The sequence below is a fragment of the Roseovarius sp. MMSF_3350 genome (assembly GCF_030733425.1).
In the GTDB taxonomy this organism is placed as follows: domain Bacteria; phylum Pseudomonadota; class Alphaproteobacteria; order Rhodobacterales; family Rhodobacteraceae; genus Roseovarius.
The window spans coordinates 58,515-78,164 of the sequence record NZ_JASHIZ010000010.1 but is presented as its reverse complement, the minus strand read 5'-3'; the positions used below and the strand labels follow the sequence as shown (position 1 = coordinate 78,164).

Genomic DNA, 19,650 nt, shown 5'->3' with positions numbered 1-19,650 from the left:
GGCCCGGCGACGCCATCGCCTCTGCCCGGACCCGATCTAGCAACAACGCTTGCGTCGGTCCAAGCAAAAAGCGCGTCCCGCTATACCGGAACGCGCCCCATCTTCCTCTGGCCGTAAATATCCCGGGGAGCCCGAGGGGCTGGCCCCTCGGTCCCGCTATCAAGGCAAACTCAGCCCTGCGCCGCCTTGGCGACTTCCTCGGCGAAGTTCTCTTCCTTCTTCTCGATCCCCTCGCCCACTTCCATGCGGATGAAGCCGGTGATCTCGGCGCCCGCCTCGGCGGCGGCCGCGCCGACGGTGACGTCGGGGTTGATGACGAAGGACTGGTTCACCAGCGTGATCTCGGACATGTATTTCTTCATGCGGCCTTCGATCATCTTCTCGATCACCTGCTCCGGCTTGCCGGATTCGCGGGCGATGTCGATCTGCACCTGGCGTTCCTTGTCGACCACGGCCTGATCCAGTTCCGCCTCGTTCAGCGCGGCGGGGTTGGTGGCGGCGATATGCATCGCGACCTGGCGGCCGAACGCCTCGTCACCACCTTTCATGGCGACAAGCACGCCGATCTTGCCCATGCCGTCGGTGGCGGCGTTGTGGATGTAGCTCACCACGGTGTCGCCCTCGATCTTCTCCATGCGGCGCAGGCCCATGTTCTCGCCGATCGTGGCGATCTTGTCGGTGATGATGTCGGCCACGGCCTTGCCGCCGATCTCGGCCTTCTGCAGCGCGTCGAGATTGGCCACACCCACTGCGGCGCCGGCGATGTCGCCCACCATCTTCTGGAACTCGGCGTTCTTGGCGACGAAATCGGTCTCGGCGTTCACCTCGACGGCGACACCCGTGCCGCCGGTCACGCTGACGGCCACCAGGCCCTCTGCGGCGGTGCGGCCCGATTTCTTGGCGGCTTTCGCCAGGCCCTTGGTGCGCAGCCAGTCAACGGCGGCGTCCATGTCGCCATCGGTCTCGGTCAGCGCTTTCTTCGCGTCCATCATGCCCGCGCCGGTCTTGTCGCGCAGTTCCTTCACACTTGCAGCTGTGATCGCCATCTCGGCTCTCCTCGAATATTTGGGCTGTCATGGGCGCAGTCCGACCCGCGCCCAGTTATATCAACAAGCTATAGGTTTCGTGACAGGCTTAGCTGTCAGCGGCCTCTTTCTTGACCTCTTCGGCGGACTCGATGTCCAGCGGCGCGTCTTTCGAAATGGCGTCGTCATGCATCGCCTCGTCGCTCGGTGCCTGGGTCGCATCGGTTGCCGGCGTTTCGCTCACGGCTTCTTCTGCCGGGGCCTCTTCCATAGCACCCAGGTCGATCCCTGCCGCGCCCATCTGCGCCGACATGCCGTCAAGCGCCGCGCGGGACACCAGGTCACAGTAAAGCGAGATCGCCCGCGCGGCGTCGTCGTTGCCGGGGATGATGTAATCCACACCATCGGGCGAGCAGTTGGTGTCGACCACTGCCACCACGGGGATGCCCAGCTTGTTGGCTTCGGCCACGGCCAGCGACTCTTTCTTGACGTCGATCACGAACAGCAGGTCGGGCACGCCGCCCATCTGGCGGATACCGCCCAGCGACGCGTTCAGCTTCTCCTGGTCGCGCTCAAGGCCCAGACGCTCTTTCTTGGTCAGGCCCTCGGCGCCGCCTTCCATGATCTCGTCGATCTCGTTCAGGCGCTTGATCGACTGGCTCACGGTCTGCCAGTTGGTCAGCGTGCCGCCCAGCCAGCGGTGGTTCATGTAATATTGCGCGCATTTTTCAGCCGCCTCGGCGATCGGCGCGCTGGCCTGCCGCTTGGTGCCCACGAACAGCACGCGGCCGTTCTTGGCCACGGTCTCGCGAATGACGTTCAGCGCCGCGTCGAGCATCGGCACGGTCTGCGTCAGGTCCATGATGTGGATGCCATTGCGCGCGCCATAGATGAACTCGCCCATACGGGGGTTCCAACGCTGCGTCTGGTGGCCGAAGTGAACGCCAGCTTCAAGCAGCTGACGCATGGAGAACTCTGGAAGAGCCATGGTCTTTTTCCTTTCCGGTTTGCGCCTCGGTACGGGAATGAGAAGCGGATGCTTCAACCGGTGGACCTTCGGGGATGTCTCCCCCGAGAGGCCCGCCCATACCTGCGGGATTGAATGGCGCGCGTATAACGGGCTATTTTGCGCGGCGCAAGCCCTCATCTGCACAGGTGGGTACACCGGGCGCGCCGAAATCTTTCAAAGATTTCGACCCGTTTTCTTTGCAAGAAAACGCCCGCCTCACCCGTCGCATCCGCCCGAAAGCGCGCGCGTCACGTCCCGAAGCTCCGGCGCCGCCTCCGCCAGCATCTCGTTCAGCGCCTCCGTCCCAACAGGCGCATAAAACCAGTCCGCCTCGTCCCAGACCACAAGCCATCGCGCGCACCAGCCCAACGACGCCTTCTCGGGCGACAGGTCCTGCGCCCCGCTGGCCGCAAGCCCCCAGTGCCACGGCGCTTCCACACCATGCCGGGCAAACTCCGGCCCGGTGACCTCGAACGCCGAGATATCGAACGGATGTGCGTAATCGGGGTCCAGCACCGCATCCCGCAGCCAGCCCACGGGCATGTCGATCCGCCCCGCATAGGCCTCCAGCAGCCGCGGCAGCACATGCGCCCGCCGGTCTTGGCGCACCCGCGCCTCCTGCCCCGACAAATCCGACACCGTGCCGAGAAAGGCAAACGCCCCCTCCCCCGGTGCCGCACTCAGGTTGGCGAAGGCGGAAAACACCTCCGCCCGCCGGTCCTCGGGCGTCTCGTTGGCAAACCACGACGCCGGCAGGTTCACCGCCACAGCCGCCGCCACCAGCAGCGCCAGCACGGGTTTGAGCGGAATGCGAAAGCGGCGGGTCTCGTCCATGCCGCCACCCTACGCCGCGTCACCGCGCCTCGCAAACCGCTTGCTCTCACCGTTCTGGGCGGTGCAAATGACCGCATGACGCCTCCGCCCGACATCCTCTGCATCGGCTCCGTCCTGTGGGACATCATCGGCCGCTCGGCCAGCGCCATGCGGCAGGGCTCGGACGTGCCCGGCCGCATCGCTCGCGGCCCCGGCGGCGTGGCGCTCAACATCGCGCTGACCCTGCTGCGCTTCGGTCTGCGCCCGGCCCTGCTCAGCGCCGTGGGCCGCGATGCTCCGGGCGAGGAATTGCTGGCGCTTTGCGCGTCGCGCGGCATCGACATCTCCCATGTCTGGCGCTCGTCCGAGTTGCCGACCGATCAATACATGGCCATCGAGGGCGCGAACGGCCTGATCGCCGCCATCGCCGACGCCCATTCGCTGGAGGCTGCGGGCGACCGAATTCTCGCACCCTTGCGAGACGGTACATTGGGCAGGCCCACCCATCCCCATGCCGGCCCCATCGCGCTCGACGGCAACCTGACCACGGCACTGCTGACGCAAATCGCGCACGATCCGGCCTTTTCCGCCGCCGACCTGCGCGTCGCCCCCGCCTCGCCCGGCAAGGCCGAGCGTCTGCTGCCCTTCCTGCAAATCGGGCGCGGCATCCTTTACGGCAATCTAGAAGAGGCCGGCATCCTGTGCGGTCGCCCTTTCGCCTCTGCCGCCGATGCGGGCTCGGCCCTGTGCGACCGTGGCGCCGCCCGCGCCATCGTCACCAACGGGGCCGAGGCCGCCGCCGATGCCGGTCCGGACGGTGTTCTGACCGGCCAGCCGCCGCCCGTCCTCGTCACCCGCGTCACGGGCGCGGGCGACACCTTCATGGCCGCGCACATCGCCGCCGAAACACGCGGCGCGGACCGCGCCACCGCCCTCGACCGCGCGCTTCAGGCCGCCGCCACACACATTTCCGGGGATATCGCCACATGACCACCCTGCCCCTGCATTTCTCGCCCGAGGTTGCCGCCGCCCGCGCCAAGGCGCGCCCCATCGTGGCGCTCGAAAGCACCATCATCACCCACGGAATGCCCTATCCGCAGAACCTGGACACCGCACAGCGGGTCGAGAATGCGGTGCGCGATGCAGGCGCCATCCCTGCCACCATCGCGGTGCTGGACGGGCAACTGCATGTCGGCCTTGACGAGGCCCGTCTCGAAACCCTTGCCCGTGCACAAAACGTCGCCAAGCTCAGCCGCGCCGATCTCGCGGTTTGCCTGGCCACCGGCGGCACCGGCGCCACCACCGTCGCCGCCACCATGATCGCCGCCCACGCCGCCGGCATCGCCATCTTCGCCACGGGCGGCATCGGCGGCGTGCATCGCGGGGCCGAACACAGCTTCGACATCTCCGCCGACCTTCAGGAACTGGCGCAAACCCCCGTCACGGTGGTCTGCGCCGGGGCCAAGGCCATCCTCGACCTGCCCAAGACTCTGGAGGTGCTGGAAACCCTTGGCGTACCGGTCATCGCCTATGGTCAGGACAGCCTGCCCGCCTTCTGGTCCGCCAGCTCTGACCTGTCCGCGCCGCTGCGCCTCGACGATGCGCAATCCATCGCCCGCGCGCACATCGCCCGCGCGGCCCTCGGCTTGCCGGGCGGTCAGCTTGTCGCCAATCCCATTCCGGCCGAGGCCGAGATCCCCGCCGCCGAGATCACCCCGATCATCGAGAACGCCACGCGCGAAGCCGCAGCCAAGGGCATCAAGGGCAAGGCCGTGACACCCTTCCTGCTCGACCGGATCTACACCCTCACCGAGGGCCGCTCGCTCGACGCCAATATCGCGCTGGTTGTCAACAACGCCCGGCTTGCCGCGAAAATCGCCATCTGCCTCGATAAAGAACGTCAAAGCGGCGCTCGGCGCTGAAATCCGTTGTAGCGCCCCGGTGAAGCGCCTAGATATCGCCAGACAGAACCCCCCGAAGGCGCCAATGAACACCCCTTTCGATGAAGATCCCCCGCCGCCGCCCAAGAAACCCGGCCGGTTCGCGGGGCTGCGCGCCAGCTTCCTGACCGGCATTGTCGTAATTGCGCCCGTCGGCCTGACCGTCTGGCTGATCTGGACGCTGGTGGGCTGGGTCGACGGGGTCGTGCTGCCCTTTGTGCCCGACATCTACCAGCCGGAATACCTGATTAACCGCTTCATTCTGGGCCACACGCGCCCTGACGATGCCGAGTGGATCCACTTCAACATCCGCGGCGTCGGCGTGATCGTCTTCCTGCTCTTCACGCTGTTCGTCGGCTGGGTCGCCAAGGGCCTCATCGGCCGCTCGCTGATCCGCTATGGCGAAAGTCTGGTCGACCGGATGCCGGTGGTCCGCTCGATTTATTCCGGCGTCAAGCAGATCGCCGAAACGGTCTTTGCCCAGTCCGAGCGCAGCTTCGAGAAGGCCTGCCTCATTCAGTACCCGCGCAAGGGCATCTGGGCCGTCGGCTTCATCTCGACCCAGGCCAAGGGCGAGGTCGCCGACAAGGCGCAGATATCCGAGGACATGCTCAGCGTCTTCGTGCCCACCACGCCGAACCCGACCTCTGGCTTCCTGCTGTTCTTTCCTCGCTCGGACGTGATCGAACTCGACATGACGATCGAGGACGCGGCCAAGCTGGTGATCTCCGCCGGTCTGGTCTATCCGGGCCAGAACGGAAAGGCGATCACGCCTGACAGTGAAGGCTGAAAAGGTTGGCCCTCGGTTAATCCGGCGGGCGGGGTGTTGATCCGGACCGCCGGTCACTGGCACCGACGCGATACCGACGCGGATTTCCGCCCTCCGGCCCTGTTAACCTTGGAGTCGCCCTCAGCCGAACATTGACGCCAGGTCCACGCTGTCGCGCGTCCCCACATCCTCGAAATCCCTCTCCAGGAACCGCTCAGCCGCCGCCCGCCCGGCCCGTTTCAGCCGGTCCAGCACCAGCGGGCTCGGCACCAGTTTCGTGGCCACCGACAGCTCCCGCATCAGGTCGTCATCGGCGATCATGTGCACCCTGACCCGCTTCATCGCGCCCTCCGCGATGGTGCCGGCATCAATCAGGCCCTGCACGAAATGAACCGCCCGCAATTCCCGCAAGAGTGCGGCGTTAAAGCTGATCTCGTTGATCCGGTTCTGGATCTCCTGCGGTGATTTCGGCACCTCGTCGCGCACCAGCGGGTTGATGTTGACGACCACGATGTCGTCCGGCAACTCCCTGCGGTATAAAGGAAAAAGCGCCGGATTGCCGCTGTATCCCCCGTCCCAGTAATACGCGCCGTCAATCTCCACCGCCTGAAACAGCGTGGGCAGGCAGGCCGAGGCCAGCAGGCTGTCCGAGGTGATCGCATCGCCCTCGAACACCCGGATCTTGCCGGTATGCACGTTGGTGGCGCCGACAAAGAATTGCGGCTCGCAGATCCTGCAGACCTTGTCAAAGGCGAACCTGTCGACCACCCGGCGCAGCGGGTTCACGTAGAACGGACCATAGACATAGGGCGAGATCGCGCGGCTGGCCGCATCGGCCAGGGTATAGACCGGCGACAATTCCAGCATATCGCTGAACGTGCCGATCCCGGGCACCCGGCCTGACATCCACGCAGGCAGACGCAGGTCCTGCACGGCACCCATCTGCGCCCAGAGCCAGTCCAGGTTCTCCCGCGCCCCGTCCCGGCCCCCGGCCAGCAATCCGGCCTTCAGCGCGGCCCCGTTCAGCGCCCCGGCGGACGTGCCGGAAATCCCCGCGATTTCAATCGCTTCTTCCTCGAGGAGCCGATCCAACACACCCCAGGTGAAGGCCCCATGCGCGCCCCCGCCCTGCAAAGCCAGGTTGATCCGTTTCCCGCTCACGTCACGCGCTCTTCTTCTGGCCATAAATATCCCGGGGAGCCCGAGGGGCCGGCCCCTCGGCCCGGTCCATCACAGCGCCGTCCAGCCGCCATCCACGCTGATCGTCGTGCCGGTGATCTGCTCGGCCGAGGGCGAACACAGAAAGACAGTCGTGCCGCCCATCTGCTCCACCGTCGCCATCTGCTTCGACGGCTGGCGTTCCAGGATCACTTCGCGGATCACCTCCTCGCGGCCCATGCCGTATTTCTCCATCGTGTCCGGGATCTGCTTTTCCACCAGTGGTGTCATCACATAGCCCGGGCAGATCGCATTGCAGGTGATCGGCTCCTCCGCTGTCTCCAGCGCCGTCACCTTGGTCAGCCCCACCAGGCCGTGCTTTGCCGCCACATAGGCCGATTTGAACGGGCTCGCCGTCAACCCATGGGCGCTGGCGATGTTGATCACACGGCCCCAGCCCCGTTCGCGCATCACCGGCAGGGCGGCGGCGGTGGTGTGAAAGGCCGAGCTCAGGTTCACGGCGATGATCTGGTCCCACTTCTCGACCGGGAAGTCGGGGATGCCCGCCACGTGCTGCACGCCCGCGTTGTTCACCAGGATGTCACAGCCTCCGGCGTCCTCGATCAGCCCACGGCAGGCCTCCGGATCGGCCATGTCCGCGGCGACGAAATCCACCTCCGCGCCGGTGTCTTTACGAATTCTTTCCGCAATTTCGTAATTCTCGTCCCGCGCGGCCCGTCCGTTCAGCACGATCCGTGCGCCGGCCTCGGCCAGAGAGACGGCGATTCCACGACCGATTCCCGAGGTCGATCCTGTGACAATGGCGGTTTTTCCAGACAGAGACATGATGCAGCACCCTTTGTTAACCTTCGTGACTGACCTAGCGCGTTTCGAAACGGTTTGAAAACCCGTCGTACACGGGCTTTCGCCGCAATTCGCGCGTGTCGCGGGGCGCTTGCAAAAAACAGCCGGCTCGACCAAAAAAAACGCCGGCACAAGGCCGGCGTTAAGTTATTGAGGCAGGTTTCATACAGGCAAGAAACCTATCGAGCAGTGCCCCCTTTATACGCAATTCACCGTGATGATCCAAGCTAAAAGTTTGAAAAGACGTAAATCCGCCTTTAACGTCCATGGTCAGACAAATAAGGCCTGAGCAGGATTGTTGCCCGAATGGGACCAGATTTTTTCCACCGCGCGCTGCGCGCAATCGCGATTCTCGCCGCCGGTTTTGCCGCCGAACCGGGCGTGGCCGAGCCGTCGCATGGCATAGCTATGTACGGCGACCCCGCCCTGCCCCCAGATTTCGTGTCCCTGCCCTATGCCAACCCCGACGCGCCCAAGGGCGGCCGGCTGGTCAGCGGCAATGTCGGCAGCTTCGACAGCCTCAATCCGTTCGTCCAGAAAGGCGAGCCGCCCTGGCAGTTGCGGCACCTCACGCACGAGTCGCTGATGGGCCGATCCTACGATGAGCCGTTCTCGCTTTACGGCCTTCTGGCCGAATCGGTCGAGACCGGGCCGGACCGCGACTGGGTCGAATTCACGCTGCGAGAGGAGGCGCGATTCTCCGATGGCACCCCGGTGACCGTCGACGACGTGATCTGGTCCTACCAGACCATCGGCACCGAAGGGCACGGGCGCTATCGCGGATTCTGGCAGAAGGTCGACAAGATCGAGGCCACCGGCCCGCGCAGCGTCCGTCTGACCTTCAACACCGAAGACCGCGAACTCGCTCTCATCGCCGGACTGCGCCCGATCCTGAAAAAGGCCCAGTGGGAGGGCAAGGATTTCTCGGAGGCCGCGCTGGCGGACGTGCCGATCGGCTCGGCGCCCTACGTGGTCGAGAATTACGAGGTCGGGCGTCATGTCACCCTGAAACGCAATCCGGACTATTGGGGCAACGACCTGCCCTTCCGGCGCGGCACCAACAATTTCGACGAGATCCGCATCGAGTTCTACGGCGACGATGCCGTCCTGAAAGAGGCGTTCAAGGCGCAGGCCATCTCCTACGTACGCGAGTTGAACGCCGAGAAATGGGCAACGCAATACGACTTTCCCGCTGTCCAGTCCGGCGCCGTCACGTTGTCCGAGATCCCGCAGGGCACGCCCTCTGGCATGACCGGATTCGTCTTCAACACCCGCCGCGCGCCACTGGATGACTGGCGCGTGCGCGAGGCGCTGATCCTGGCCTTCAATTTCGAGTATATCAACGACACGCTGACCGGCGGGCGACAGCCGCGCATCACCTCGTATTTCTCGGGTTCCGAACTGGGCATGCGCGAGGGCCCTGCCGAGGGGCGTGTGCGCGAACTCTTGGAGCCCTACGCGGACGAGCTTCTGCCCGGCGCGCTGGACGGCTACACCGTGCCCCAGGGCGACGGCACCAAGCGCAACCGCGGCAATATCCGCAAGGCGATGAACCTGCTGAACGAGGCCGGTTGGAACGTCGTGGACGGCGAGTTGCGCAACGCCCACGGCGAGCCGCTGAGCCTGACCGTGCTTTTGCAGCAGGACGGGCTGCTGCAACAGGCGTCGACCTACATGAAAATCTACGCTCAGGCACTGGAGCGGCTGGGCATTGACCTGACAATCGAGACCACCGATCCCGCGCAATACAACGAGCGCGAGCAGAATTTCGATTTTGACCTCACCTTCTTTCGCCGTGCCTTCTCGCTTAGTCCCGGCAACGAACAGATCTACTACTGGGGCGCCGAATATGCCGACATCCCCGGCAGCCGGAACGTCATGGGCATGAAGTCCCCCGCGGCCGAGGCGATGATAGACACGATGCTGAACGCCACCAGCCACGAAGACTTCGTCGCCGCGGTCCGCGCTCTGGACAGGGTGTTGATTTCAGGTCGCTATGTCATCCCGATCCACGCCTATGCCGTCGGCAGGATTGCGCATCTCAGCCACTTGAAATATCCTGACGACCGATTGCCGGTCTACGGGGACGGGATTTGGTTCCTCCCCGAGGTCTGGTGGTCCGAGGCAAGTGAAAAATAAAAGAACGACAGTAGAATCGAGCAGGTAACATGAGGAAAATCGCTGTTTTCGCGCTGGTCGCTGCGGCCCTGTCGGGCTGCGCCACGATCGAAGGTGTCGGCCGGGACATTTCCGGCGCATCGCGCGGCGTGCAAAGCTGGTTCTGAGACCGCACTGACGCGGCCAGGCAGTATTGTTGAACGTCTTCGGTAGCGACGGCGAATGGTTGCTTGCGACCGTCCCTACGATGCTTCACGAATTAAGGCCGACGCCACTGCGCCGGCCTTTTCGATGTCTCTAATTAAGCGTTTAGCCGACCTTCTGGGCCTCCCGGCTCTCGCGCAGGTCCGACAGTTCCTGCGCCACGAGAAAGGCCAGTTCCAGCGCCTGCGATGCGTTCAGCCGCGGATCGCACGCCGTGTGGTACCGGTCCGACAGGTCCTCCTCGGTCACCGCCCGCACGCCACCGGTGCATTCGGTCACGTCCTGGCCGGTCATCTCGAAATGCACCCCGCCCGGGGTGGTGCCCTCGGCCCGGTGCACGCCGAAGAACTCCTGAACCTCGCGCAGCACGCTCTCGAAGGGCCGCGTCTTGTAACCCGAGGCCGACTTGATCGTGTTGCCATGCATCGGGTCGCAAACCCAGGTCACGTTGGCCCCCTCCTCGCGCACGGTCTTGATCAGGCGGGGCAGATGCTCGCCTGCCTTGCCCGCGCCGAACCGCGCGATCAGCGTCAGGCGCCCGGCCTCGTTGTCGGGGTTCAGCGTCGCCATCAGCTTTTTCAGGTCGTCCTCTTCCATGGTCGGCCCGCACTTCAGCCCGATCGGGTTCAGCACGCCGCGCAGGAATTCCACATGCGCGCCGTCAGGCTGTCGCGTGCGGTCGCCGATCCACAGCATGTGCCCCGACCCCGCCAGCCAGTTGCCCGAGGTCGAGTCGACGCGAGCCAGCGCTTCCTCGTATTCCAGCAGCAGGCTTTCGTGCGAGGTGTAGAACTCCACCGTGTGCAGCGTGTGGGCGCTGGCACTGTCGACGCCCGCCGCGCGCATGAAATCCAGCGTGTCGGAAATGCGCGAGGCCATTTCGCGGTAGCGTTCCGCCTTTTCCCCATCGGTAAAGCCCAGTGTCCAGGCATGCACCTGGTTCACGTCGGCATAGCCGCCGGTCGAAAAGGCCCGCAGAAGGTTCAGCGTGGCTGCCGCCTGGGTGTAGGCGTGCAGCATCTTGTTCGGGTCGGGAATGCGCGCCTCTGGCGTGAAGGCCAGCTCGTTGATGATGTCTCCGCGATAGCTGGGCAGCTCCACGCCATTGACCACCTCGGTCGGCGCCGAGCGCGGCTTGGCAAACTGTCCTGCCATGCGGCCGACCTTAATCACCGGCACCTTGGCGCCGTAGGTCAGCACCATCGCCATTTGCAGCATCACCTTGAACGTGTCGCGGATTGCGTCGGCCGAGAACTGGTCGAACGCCTCTGCGCAGTCGCCGCCCTGCAACAGGAACGCCTCGCCGCGCGATGCCGCGCCCAGCTGTTTCTTCAGGCGCCGGGCTTCTCCTGCAAACACCAGCGGCGGATACTTGGACAGCTTTGACTCGACCGACTGCAGGGCCTCTGCATCGGTATAGTCGGGCATCTGGATCCGCGGCTTGCTGCGCCAGTCAGATTTCTGCCAATTGCTCATCGTTCTTCTCCGCTCATCGAATTTCGAGACCCGTCTATACTAAAGCCCGACTGCCGACACCATACGACTTCGACGGAATATGTCGTAAATCGACCCTCGGTCCCCTTGCCAATCTTGCGGTTTTCGTGAAAGACCTGACCGATACGCCACTGCGCAGGGAGTAGCGAACATGCGCGCGGAAACGAAAAAATCAAGCGGGGGCCCCGCGTCCGGTCCGAAACGTTTCGTTTTCGTATTGCTCGATAATTTCACGCTGCTGAGTTTTGCCTCGGCGCTGGATTGCTTGCGTATCGCCAACCGCATGTCGGGCGAGACCCTTTACGAATGGGTGATGTCGGGCGAAGCCGATGCAGAAGGTACGGTGTCGTGCTCTGCAGGGTCTCGGTTCAAGGTGGATATCGATCTCGATGAGTTGCGCCGCGAGGATGTCGTGCTGCTGTGCGGTGGGGCCGATATCCAGAAGGCTGCAACCAAGAAAATGCTGAACTGGCTGCGCCGCGAAGCGCGCCGGGGTCCGCGCATCGGCGGGCTGTGTACCGCGTCTTATGTCATGGCCAAGGCCGGTCTGCTGGATGGAAAGCGCGCGACGATCCACTGGGAAAACCACGACAGCTTTACCGAGGAATTCGACGAGGTGGAGCTGACCAAGTCGGTCTTCGTGGTAGACGGCAACCGCATGTCCACGGCGGGCGGCACCTCGTCCATTGATCTGATGCTGAAACTCATCGCCGACGACCATGGCGAGCAGTTGGCCAATGCTGTGGCCGACCAGATGATCTATTCCTCGATCCGCACCGATCAGGACACGCAGCGCCTGTCGGTCCCCACGCGGATCGGCGTGCGGCATCCCAAGCTGAGCCAGGTCATTCAGATGATGGAAAACAACATCGAGGAACCGATCAGCCCTGCTATCCTGGCAAGGGAAGTGGCGATGTCGACCCGCCAGTTGGAGCGCCTCTTCCGGCGCTACCTGAACCGCTCGCCCAAGCGATATTACATGGAATTGCGGCTGCAAAAGGCGCGCAACCTGCTGATGCAGACCGACATGACGGTGATCAACGTGGCACTGGCCTGCGGCTTTGCCTCGCCGTCGCATTTCTCGAAATGCTATCGCTCGCATTACAGCACCACGCCCTATCGTGAGCGTGGCAGCCAAGCCGCGCGGCTGTCGGTGTAATCCGCACCGCCGGGCCGGTTTCGGAAGGACGGCGCCCACACAAAGCTGGTTGAAATAAGGCGCACGGCACCGACGGTCGTTTTTCCCGAGCGTGCTGTGTCTGGTGCCGAAACCTTATTTACACAGGCCTCGTGCAGAATCCGGCAGGCCAAACCCGACCGCCGACGAGGCGCAAATTTTAAAAAATTGATTCGTATAATGCGGCAATGCATGGGCAATTCGCTGTCTGTCCCCTATTCACTGTTTCGATGCGCTAAACGATTTCAGGAATAAGCGGCCATTGAACGCGTCAATTCGCAAAAAGAGGCATGAATTTGCCGAAAGAAAAGGTTAACACCCCGCTTTCGCCCCATTTGCCACATTTCCGCCCTATTTCACACCGACCCTGAGCGCCAATGACGCGCGGCGACGTTGCTCTCGCGGCGCGGCGACACTGGACGACCAAAATGACCACAAGGGCCAAAGGACAGATGCTCGACCACCTACGAAACTTCCTGACCGGCGACTCGGGCGTCGTGAGCGTGGATTGGATCGTATTGGCAGTCAGCGTGATCTGCCTTGGATGCCTGACGGTCGGAACGGCCCGCGATGGCACCTTCGGGCTGGCCGACTCGATCAAGACATCCGTGGAAACCAAGTCGGTCGATGGGGTCGATCCCTGAACAAAACCCGCGCCGGCAGGCCTTCGCCCGCCGGCTCCGCAAGAAAAGAAGGAAACACACTGCCATGTTTTCCGCACTAAACACGTTCATCGCCGAGGAAGACGGCGCCGTCACCGTGGACTGGGTCGTGACGACCGCGGCCGTGACATGGCTCTGCCTCGGTGCAATTGAAACCGCCAAAGGCGGCGTTGACAACCTTGCCTCGGCGCTCGAGCAGGGCATCTCGGTCAAGTATAACGAAGAAAACTGAGCCAGGCCCGCACCGGCAGGGCCCGCCCGACATTCCAGACGCAAGCGGGTCGCTCAGGCCCGTTTTCCCGCGATCTGCCCGACGCCCAGCACATCCAGGACCTTAGCCTCGATCTGGGCTGCATTGAGCCCGGCCACGGCGTACATGTCGGCCGGGCTGGCCTGGTCGATGAAGCTATCCGGCAGGACCATCGAACGGAACCGGAAGCCTGTGTCGAAGACGCCCTGCTCGGCCAGGTGCTGGGCCACGTGACTGCCGAATCCGCCGATGGCCCCTTCCTCGATGGTGATTAGAGCCTCGTGCTTGGCGGCCAGCCGGTCGATCAGATCCGTGTCCAAAGGCTTGGAGAAGCGCGCATCCGCGACGGTCGGCGTGATACCGCGCGCGCCCAGCCCCTCGCAGGCCTTCATCACCTCGCCCAGGCGCGTGCCGAAGGACAGGATGGCCACACGTGAGCCTTCGCGGATCATCCGGCCCTTGCCGATCTCCAGCACCTCGCCGCGCTCGGGCATGGTGACGCCCTCGCCTTCGCCCCGCGGATAGCGGAACGCAATGGGCCCGGTGTCATGCGCCGCGGCGGTTGCAACCATGTGCACCAGCTCGGCCTCGTCGGCGGCGGCCATGACGGTGAAGCCAGGTAAGTTCGACAGGTACGCCACGTCGAAGCTGCCCGCATGGGTGGCGCCGTCGGCCCCCACCAACCCCGCGCGATCGATGGCGAAACGCACCGGCAGGCGCTGGATTGCGACATCGTGCACGACCTGATCGAACCCGCGTTGCAGAAAGGTGGAATAGATCGCGCAGAAGGGTCGCATCCCACCCGCAGCAAGCCCGGCCGAGAAGGTCACGGCATGCTGTTCGGCGATACCGACGTCAAAGCAGCGCGAAGGATAGCGTTTTTCCAGCAGGTCCAGCCCGGTGCCGTCCGGCATCGCGGCGGTCACGCCGCAGATCCGGTCGTCTTCGGCCGCGTGTTTCAGCAGCGCCTCGGCAAAGACCTTGGTGTAGCTGGGGGCGTTCGAGGGTGATTTCTTCTGCTCGCCGGTGGCGATGTCGAACTTGGCGGTCGCGTGCCCGCCGTCGCGACGGCTTTCCGCCGGGGCGTAGCCCTTGCCCTTCTTCGTGATCATGTGGATCAGGATCGGCCCGTTCGCACGGGCCTTGACGGTGCGCAGCACGGGCAAAAGCTGGTCCATGTCGTGCCCGTCGATAGGGCCTAGATAGCTGAAGCCCAACTGCTCGAACAGCGTTCCGCCCACGGCCATGCCCTTGAGCATTTCCTTGGCCCGCTTCGCGCCCATTTGGAAAGGCTCTGGCAGAAGAGATACCGCGCCCTTCGCGGCGGCCTTGAATTCCTGAAACGGCTCGCCCGCGTAAAGACGCGACAGGTAGGACGAGAGCGCACCCACGGGCGGCGCGATGGACATCTCGTTGTCGTTCAGGATGACGATCAGGCGCTTGCCAAGGTGGCCTGCGTGGTTCATCGCCTCGAAGGCCATGCCTGCCGACATCGCGCCGTCGCCGATGACCGCGATGGCATCGCCATGGCCGGTCTCGCTGGCCCCGCCGAGGTCGCGCGCCACGGCAAAGCCCAGGGCGGCGGAAATCGAGGTGGAACTGTGGGCGGCGCCGAACGGGTCGTACGGGCTTTCAGAGCGCTTGGTGAAACCGCTCAGCCCCCCCTCCTGCCGGATCGTGCGCATACGGTCGCGGCGACCTGTCAGGATCTTGTGGGGATAGCACTGGTGACTGACGTCCCAGATGATCTTGTCGCGCGGGGCGTCGAAGGTGTGATGTAGCGCCACTGTCAGTTCGACCACGCCGAGGCCGGCGCCGAGGTGTCCGCCGGTTTCGGAAACCGCCGAGATGGTCTCGCTGCGCAGCTCGTCTGCCAGCTGGCGCAACTCGGCATCGGAGAGACGCTTTAGGTCGGCGGGGCTGGAAACCGTATCCAGCAAGGGGGTCTGGGGGCGTGTCACGCGTCGCCGCTCCTTGAAGTTTGGCAGCCACTCAGGGCCGGTTCGGGCCGGGCGGCTAGCTTTGCCGCGAGATAACGAAGCGCGCCAGGTCGCGCAAGCGTTCGGCCCGCCTCCCATAAGCAGATAAGCTGTCACAGGCAGTGTCAACAAGAGCGGCCGCGCGGCGTTTCGCCTCTTCCAGTCCCAGAAGCGACACGAACGTCGCCTTCCCGGCCGCCGCGTCCTTGCCCACGGCCTTGCCCACGGCGGCGGCGTCGCCGGTCTGGTCGATGACGTCGTCCTGGATCTGGAACGCGAGGCCGAGCGCCTGCGCATAGTCCACAAGCGGGCCAGTGTCGGCGCGGGCCATGACGGCCCCGGCACTGGCGGCCCAGCCGAACAGCGCGCCGGTCTTGCCGTCCTGCAACGCGATGATCTGCTCGAGGGTCAGCGGATCCGCAGCCGTTTCCGCCGCGATATCAAGGGCCTGGCCCAGAACCATGCCGTCCTTGCCCGCCGCGCGCGCCAGGCTGAGCGCCAGGTCGGCGCGGGCCTCGGGCGTGGCGGCGCCATCAAGATGTGCGGCCATCTCGAACGCCAGCGAGTGCAGCGCGTCGCCCACCAGAACGGCGGTGCCTTCGTCCCATTTGACGTGTACGGTGGGCTGGCCGCGGCGCAGATCGTCGTCGTCCATGCAGGGCAGATCGTCATGCACCAGGCTGTAGGCGTGCATCGCCTCGATCGCGGATGCGGGAAAGACTGCCCGCGAAGGGTTAACATCGTGCAAACGGGCCGTTTCCATCACCAGAAAGCCGCGCAGGGCCTTGCCGCCAAAGAGCGCGTGGCGCATGGCAGCGTGCAATGGCAGATCGCCGGTGATCTGCGCCTCGAGGCAGGTCCGGATTGCCGCCGCGTCCGCCGCGAGCGCGGACTGAAGCATCAAAGCCCCTCGACCGGCGTGGTTCCCGTGGGCGTGCCGTCGCCGTCCAGCGTGATCGCGGCCACTTTTTCTTCGGCCTCTTTCAGCTTGGTTTCACAGCGTTTTTTCAACTTGGCCCCCTGCTCGTACAGGGCGATGGATTCGTCGAGCGGTACGTCGCCGCGTTCCAGCCGGGTGACGACGTCCTCGAGCGCCTTCATTGCCTGTTCGAAAGACATGGTGTTGATCGCGTCATCGTCCATTTCAGCGGCCTCTTGCATGGGTTTTCCGCAGGCACCATAGCGGTGCGAGGCCAGGGCTTCAATTCGGTTGACGCCCTGCGGGGCATGGGAAAAAATACCGGCCATGACATCCTTTTCCACGTCCGATGCCGCACCCTCGGCCGACCCTGACTTGTCCGGCCTCGTGGCTCGGAGACTGGAAGAAGCAGCGGCGGAAGATGCCGCGTTTTCAACGGCTCAGGCAACGGAGCTCATCCGCGAGGTCGCGGGCAAGCGGGTCGTGCTGCGCGGCCGGATCGGGGAGCAACCGGCTGTATTCCGGCTCTACCTCGACCGGGTCGAGGATTGTGCGCGGGACTGGAACGAGCTGTGCCGGATCTGGCCGAAGATGCGTGAAGGCGAACTGCGGGTCTGCGCGCCGCTGGGATACGCGCCCGAGGCCGGGATCATGGCGGTGTCGGAGGTCGAGGGAACGCCCTTGCTGCAATGGATATACGGCGCGCCGGAGGCCGAGCGGGCGCGGTATCTGGAACCCGCGGCGCGGTGGTTGCGGGCCTATACGGAATGTACCGAAACCGATGCCGCCGCCCAGCCGGCGGGGTGGGCCAAGCGGGCCGAGCGGGCGGCGAAAACCCAGGCGTTCAACCGGCTGAAGCGGGTTGAAAAGCCGATCCTTAAAGAGATCCTGCGCCTGGTACCGCTGTTGGAAGACGGCCAGTGGCGGTTTGCCGTGTCGCATGGGGATTTTCACCCCAACAACTTGATCGTGAACGGCAATATGGTGACCGGGATTGATTGTGGCGGGTCACGCCCGGCGCCTGTTTACAAGGACATGGCGCGGTTTCTGATGCATATGGGACGCCGCGCGATGATCCCCTCGGGTGAGGTCTATCTTGGCGTAGACCGGCAGGGGTTCATCGCCTTCTGCGACGCCTTCCAGCTGTCGGCGCATGAGCGGGAAGTGACCCTGCCCTTCTTCATCGCGGTCGAGGCGCTGTTGCGGGCCGAGACCCGGAACCTGCCGCAAAGCCGGGTGCGGCGGGCGCGGCAGATGTCCGAGGCGCTGCTGACCGACCTGGAGCGGATCGGGCGCTAGGGCGAATCGAAGGTTAACGTCATCCGTTGCCGGAGAATTGGCATGTCGGTATCGCGTCGGTATTTGCTCGGCATCGCGACGGTGCCAGCTTCGCGATTTCAGGGGTTGCGCGACCGCGCGGTCTCGATGCCGTGCCGGTTCGGCGGGCGCGTGGGTTTTCACCCACCCTACGGGCCGTCGCGGGCATCCGCTCAGCGTCCTTTGAAAAAGCCGCCGAGAATGCCGCGCACGATCCGGCGGCCGGTGGTGCCACCCAGTTCCTTGACCACGGCGTTCATCACCGCGTCGCCGATGCCGCCGCTTTGCGTGCGGCTGCGCGAGGACGAGCGGTCGACGCGGGAGCCAGAGTAGCGGCGTCCGGCGTTGAACTCGCGTTCGGCGGCGGATTGCTCTTCGGCGGCGGTCTCGGCCTCTTCGGCGCCTTGCGCGGCCGCCTCGGCGCGTTTTGCCAGGATCTCGTAGGCGGACTCGCGGTCCAGGACGGTTTCGTACTTTCCCGCCACGGGCGAGGCGGCGATGACACCGGCCCGCGCGGCGGCGTCGATCGGACCCAGGCGCGAGGATGGCGGGCGGATGAGCGTGCGCTCGACTATGCCGGGCACGCCCTTGTCTTGCAGCATCGAGGTCACCGCCTCGCCGGTGCCCACGTCGCGGATGGCATCGGCGGTGTCGAAGCGGTCATTGGGGCGATAGGTCTCGGCCGCGCGTTCCAGCGCCTTGCGGTCGCGGGCGGTAAAGGCGCGCAGGGCGTGCTGCACCCGGTTGCCGAGCTGGCCCAGGATATCCTCGGGCACGTCATCGGGGTTCTGGGTGATGAAATAGACGCCGACGCCCTTGGAGCGGATCAGGCGGGCGACCTGTTCGACCTTGTCGATCAGCGCCTTGGGGGCGTCCTCGAACAGAAGATGCGCCTCGTCGAAGAAGAAGACCAGCTTGGGCTTGTCGGGGTCGCCCACCTCGGGAAGCGTCTCGAAAAGCTCGCTGAGAAGCCACAGCAAGAAGGTGGCGTAGAGGCGCGGGGCGCCCATCAGCTTGTCGGCGGCGAGGATGTTGACCTGGCCCCGCCCGTCCGGGGCGGTGGTCATCAGGTCCGACAGCTCCAGCGCGGGTTCGGCAAAGAACTGGGCGCCGCCCTGGTTTTCCAGCACCAAAAGGGAGCGCTGGATCGCACCGACGGATTGGCGCGAGACGTTGCCGTACCGCAGGGAAAGCTCGCTGGAGTTCTCGCCGACCCACACGAGCAGCGCCTGAAGGTCCTTGAGATCCAGCAGAGGCAGGCCCTGTTCGTCGGCCACACGGAAGGCGATGTTCATCACCCCTTCCTGCGCGTCGGTCAGTTGCATCAGGCGCGAAAGCAAAAGCGGCCCCATCTCGGCCACGGTGGCGCGGACGGGATGGCCCTGTTCGCCGAAAAGATCCCAGAAGGTGACCGGGAAGCTGTCATAGCTGTAGTCGGAAAAGCCGATGGTCTCGGCGCGGCTCATGAAAGCCTCGTGCAGCTTGAAATCGGCGGTGCCGGCGGCGGCGAGGCCCGAGAGGTCGCCCTTCACGTCCGACAGGAAGACCGGGACACCGGCCGCGGAAAAGCCCTCTGCCAGGATTTGCAAGGTGACGGTCTTGCCGGTGCCGGTTGCCCCGGCAATAAGACCGTGACGGTTGGCGTATTTGAGGGCAAGGCCCTGCTTTTCGGCGTAATCGACACCGCCACCACCCAGGAATACCGTGTTTTCCAAGCCCCTGCCCCCTCGTCCACGTTTTTTTCACGATGCGAACATACAAAATTAAGGATTGTCTGCCAGTGTTTATCTAGCCCCGGGACTCATGTCCTCTTGGTCCGGGGCGACTTCCTCCCTGTCAGACTGGCCGCGCCTTCGGGTGCGGCCTTTTTTCACGAGCCTGCCCGGAACGGGTATTTCGGGCGCTCTGGACGGAGGTACAACCCTTGCGGGTATCCTCTTGTAATGGCTCGA

Annotated in this window: 19 protein-coding genes; 9 read left to right on the top strand and 10 right to left on the bottom strand. The window is 64.6% G+C overall.

The features are described 5' to 3' along the window. Nucleotides 1-170 precede the first annotated feature (170 nt). The 3 genes from tsf to RBB31_RS11265 all read right to left on the bottom strand — a co-directional run bounded on the left by tsf (nucleotide 171) and on the right by RBB31_RS11265 (nucleotide 2,868). Nucleotides 171-1,046 carry a translation elongation factor Ts gene (tsf, locus tag RBB31_RS11275; RefSeq protein WP_306129395.1) on the bottom strand — a complete coding sequence of 292 codons (876 nt, stop codon included), beginning with the start codon at nucleotides 1,044-1,046 and terminating at the stop codon, nucleotides 171-173. Between the two features lie 88 nt (nucleotides 1,047-1,134). Continuing rightward, nucleotides 1,135-2,013 (bottom strand): 30S ribosomal protein S2, encoded by an 879-nt coding sequence (rpsB, locus tag RBB31_RS11270; protein WP_306129394.1) that lies wholly within the window; start codon nucleotides 2,011-2,013, stop codon nucleotides 1,135-1,137. A 237-nt stretch (nucleotides 2,014-2,250) separates the two neighbouring features. Further along, a complete protein-coding gene (locus RBB31_RS11265; protein WP_306129393.1) occupies nucleotides 2,251-2,868 on the bottom strand; it encodes a hypothetical protein in 618 nt (205 codons plus the stop codon). Nucleotides 2,869-2,943: 75 nt separating this feature from the next. On the opposite strand from RBB31_RS11265, the gene RBB31_RS11260 reads away from it, so the two are divergent. The 3 genes from RBB31_RS11260 (at nucleotide 2,944) to RBB31_RS11250 (ending at nucleotide 5,577) form a co-directional block, all read left to right on the top strand. Then, complete coding sequence (locus RBB31_RS11260) at nucleotides 2,944-3,837, top strand: PfkB family carbohydrate kinase (RefSeq protein ID WP_306129392.1); 894 nt, start codon at nucleotides 2,944-2,946, stop codon at nucleotides 3,835-3,837. Then, nucleotides 3,834-4,769 carry a pseudouridine-5'-phosphate glycosidase gene (locus RBB31_RS11255; RefSeq protein ID WP_306129391.1) on the top strand — a complete coding sequence of 312 codons (936 nt, stop codon included), beginning with the start codon at nucleotides 3,834-3,836 and terminating at the stop codon, nucleotides 4,767-4,769. Before RBB31_RS11260 ends, RBB31_RS11255 begins: the two co-directional genes overlap by 4 nt. Nucleotides 4,770-4,833: 64 nt before the next feature. Further along, nucleotides 4,834-5,577, top strand: coding sequence for a DUF502 domain-containing protein (locus RBB31_RS11250; RefSeq protein ID WP_306129390.1), 744 nt, complete (start codon nucleotides 4,834-4,836; stop codon nucleotides 5,575-5,577). Between the two features lie 120 nt (nucleotides 5,578-5,697). Here the strand turns inward: RBB31_RS11250 and RBB31_RS11245 are convergent, their stop codons facing one another. Next, nucleotides 5,698-6,717: a patatin-like phospholipase family protein gene (locus RBB31_RS11245; RefSeq protein ID WP_371931321.1), complete on the bottom strand. Its 1,020-nt coding sequence runs from the start codon at nucleotides 6,715-6,717 to the stop codon at nucleotides 5,698-5,700. A gap of 69 nt (nucleotides 6,718-6,786) precedes the next feature. Then, a complete protein-coding gene (locus tag RBB31_RS11240) occupies nucleotides 6,787-7,560 on the bottom strand; it encodes a 3-hydroxybutyrate dehydrogenase (protein ID WP_306129388.1) in 774 nt (257 codons plus the stop codon). A 324-nt stretch (nucleotides 7,561-7,884) separates the two neighbouring features. Here RBB31_RS11240 and RBB31_RS11235 point away from each other — a divergent pair, with 324 nt between their 5' ends. Both RBB31_RS11235 and RBB31_RS11230 read left to right on the top strand, forming a co-directional pair. After that, nucleotides 7,885-9,717, top strand: coding sequence for an extracellular solute-binding protein (locus RBB31_RS11235; protein WP_306129387.1), 1,833 nt, complete (start codon nucleotides 7,885-7,887; stop codon nucleotides 9,715-9,717). A gap of 29 nt (nucleotides 9,718-9,746) precedes the next feature. Beyond that, on the top strand, nucleotides 9,747-9,863 hold the full coding sequence (locus RBB31_RS11230) for an entericidin EcnA/B family protein (protein WP_306129386.1): 117 nt from the start codon (nucleotides 9,747-9,749) through the stop codon (nucleotides 9,861-9,863). 142 nt (nucleotides 9,864-10,005) lie between these two features. Here RBB31_RS11230 and RBB31_RS11225 read toward each other — a convergent pair whose 3' ends face one another. Next, nucleotides 10,006-11,376, bottom strand: a complete 1,371-nt coding sequence (locus RBB31_RS11225; RefSeq protein ID WP_306129385.1) for a class II 3-deoxy-7-phosphoheptulonate synthase — start codon at nucleotides 11,374-11,376, stop codon at nucleotides 10,006-10,008. A gap of 169 nt (nucleotides 11,377-11,545) precedes the next feature. On the opposite strand from RBB31_RS11225, the gene RBB31_RS11220 reads away from it, so the two are divergent. From RBB31_RS11220 to RBB31_RS11210, 3 genes are all read left to right on the top strand, one after another. Continuing rightward, nucleotides 11,546-12,553: a GlxA family transcriptional regulator gene (locus tag RBB31_RS11220; protein ID WP_306129384.1), complete on the top strand. Its 1,008-nt coding sequence runs from the start codon at nucleotides 11,546-11,548 to the stop codon at nucleotides 12,551-12,553. 446 nt (nucleotides 12,554-12,999) lie between these two features. Next, the gene (locus RBB31_RS11215; protein WP_306129383.1) at nucleotides 13,000-13,215 is read left to right on the top strand and encodes a hypothetical protein; all 216 of its coding nucleotides are present in this window, start codon (nucleotides 13,000-13,002) and stop codon (nucleotides 13,213-13,215) included. Between the two features lie 64 nt (nucleotides 13,216-13,279). Further along, entirely contained in the window at nucleotides 13,280-13,465 is a 186-nt protein-coding gene (locus tag RBB31_RS11210) for a hypothetical protein (protein ID WP_306129382.1), read from the top strand. Nucleotides 13,466-13,518: 53 nt separating this feature from the next. Here RBB31_RS11210 and dxs read toward each other — a convergent pair whose 3' ends face one another. The 3 genes from dxs to RBB31_RS11195 are packed head-to-tail and all read right to left on the bottom strand — an operon-like array spanning nucleotide 13,519 to nucleotide 16,623. Continuing rightward, the gene (gene dxs / locus RBB31_RS11205; RefSeq protein WP_306129381.1) at nucleotides 13,519-15,444 is read right to left on the bottom strand and encodes a 1-deoxy-D-xylulose-5-phosphate synthase; all 1,926 of its coding nucleotides are present in this window, start codon (nucleotides 15,442-15,444) and stop codon (nucleotides 13,519-13,521) included. Between the two features lie 55 nt (nucleotides 15,445-15,499). Beyond that, nucleotides 15,500-16,363 carry a polyprenyl synthetase family protein gene (locus RBB31_RS11200; protein ID WP_306129380.1) on the bottom strand — a complete coding sequence of 288 codons (864 nt, stop codon included), beginning with the start codon at nucleotides 16,361-16,363 and terminating at the stop codon, nucleotides 15,500-15,502. Further along, the gene (locus RBB31_RS11195) at nucleotides 16,363-16,623 is read right to left on the bottom strand and encodes an exodeoxyribonuclease VII small subunit (RefSeq protein WP_306129379.1); all 261 of its coding nucleotides are present in this window, start codon (nucleotides 16,621-16,623) and stop codon (nucleotides 16,363-16,365) included. Before RBB31_RS11195 ends, RBB31_RS11200 begins: the two co-directional genes overlap by 1 nt. Before the next feature lie 85 nt (nucleotides 16,624-16,708). On the opposite strand from RBB31_RS11195, the gene RBB31_RS11190 reads away from it, so the two are divergent. Then, entirely contained in the window at nucleotides 16,709-17,680 is a 972-nt protein-coding gene (locus tag RBB31_RS11190; protein WP_306129378.1) for a phosphotransferase, read from the top strand. A 191-nt stretch (nucleotides 17,681-17,871) separates the two neighbouring features. On the opposite strand, the gene RBB31_RS11185 is transcribed toward RBB31_RS11190, so the two are convergent. After that, complete coding sequence (locus RBB31_RS11185) at nucleotides 17,872-19,413, bottom strand: helicase HerA-like domain-containing protein (RefSeq protein WP_306129377.1); 1,542 nt, start codon at nucleotides 19,411-19,413, stop codon at nucleotides 17,872-17,874. Between the last annotated feature and the right edge of the window lie 237 nt (nucleotides 19,414-19,650).